This window comes from Nostocoides australiense Ben110, assembly GCF_001050535.1.
Lineage (GTDB): Bacteria > Actinomycetota > Actinomycetes > Actinomycetales > Dermatophilaceae > Nostocoides_A > Nostocoides_A australiense.
This window is the reverse complement of the sequence record NZ_HG764815.1, coordinates 3632609-3633964: the sequence shown is the minus strand read 5'-3', so window position 1 is coordinate 3633964 and position 1356 is coordinate 3632609. Positions and strand designations below refer to the sequence as shown.

Sequence of the window (1356 nt, the reverse complement as noted above, 5' to 3'; positions counted from 1 at the left end):
CCTGACTCGTGCCACGTTGGCGTGATTCCGGGTCGGGCCGGATGTTTGTGCTGGTCAGCGGCTTGAAGGCTTCGAGGTTGACACACTAATCGGGCCGGTAGGGTCGGTGCTCGTGGTGTTTGTGCGGAAGGTCCCGACCGCTTCGGGGGCCACGGCGGTGCAGATCGCTGAGCGTGTCGGGGACCGCGACAACGTGATTGAGCACGTGGGATCGGCACGCACGCCGGCTGAGCTGGTCGCCCTGCTCGAGGTCGCGCGGGCACGGATGCATCCCGGGCAGGGCGAGCTGGAGCTGACCATGCCCGCGGGCCCGGTCAGGCAGGGGGTGATCACCGGCAAGCGGTGCGCGCTGCTGTGGCAGGTGCTCACGAGCGGGTTTCGCGAGCTGGGGTTTCACGCTGTGGGTGATGACGCGTTCGAGCAGATGGTGCTGGCCAGGATCGTCGAGCCGACCTCGAAGGCGGACTCGGTGCGGGTCTTGGAGGAGATCGGTGTCGAGCATGCCTCGCTGCGCACGATGTTCCGGTCGTTGAAACGCTGCCAGGACCGCGGGTACCGCGACACCCTCGCAGCTGCGTGCTACGAACACGCCTCCACCGCAGGGGATCTGTCCTTGGTGCTCTATGACGTGACGACGTTGTACTTCGAGGCTGAGGACGAGGACGCCCTGCGCAAGGTCGGCTACTCCAAGGAACGCCGGGTCGACCCGCAGGTCCTGGTCGGGCTCCTGGTGGACCGCAACGGCTTCCCCCTGCAGGTCGGCTGCTTTGAGGGCAACAAGGCCGAGAAGGCCACCATCATCCCGATCGTCACGGCGTTCGCGGCCCGGCACAGCATCGAGGGCATGGTCGTGGTCGCCGACGCGGGGATGCTGTCCGCGGCGAACCTGCGCGAGCTCGACGAGGCCGGGTTGCGGTTCATCGTCGGCTCACGGGTGAGCAAGGCCCCGATCGACCTGGCCTCGCACTTCCGGTGGCACGGGGACGCGTTCACCGACGGTCAGGTCATCGACACCCTCACCCCGCGCCGGGGCCGCAACAAGGACAACGACCCCGCATTGCGGGGCAGAGCCGGTGTGGGAGCCCGAGGAGCATGACGGGTCGTGGCGGGCGGTGTGGGCGTACTCCGCCAAGCGCGCCGCGAGGGACGCCAAGACGCTGACCCTGCAGGAGAACCGGGCCAAGGCCGTGGTCGCCGGGGAGAAGGCCGCCCGCACCCCGCGGTTCGTCAAGACCAGCAACGGTGCCCGCACCCTGGATGAGGCGTCGCTGGCCCGGGCGCGCCGGCTCGAGGGCCTGAAGGGGTACGTCACCAACATCCCCGCCGAGCTGATGCCCGCCGGTGAGGTCATCAGCT

Annotated in this window: 1 pseudogene; it reads left to right on the top strand. The window is 68.7% G+C overall.

From position 1 onward, the window contains the following. Positions 1 to 112 precede the first annotated feature (112 nt). A pseudogene (locus BN11_RS17810) lies at positions 113 to 1356 on the top strand (IS1634 family transposase); the annotation flags it as partial.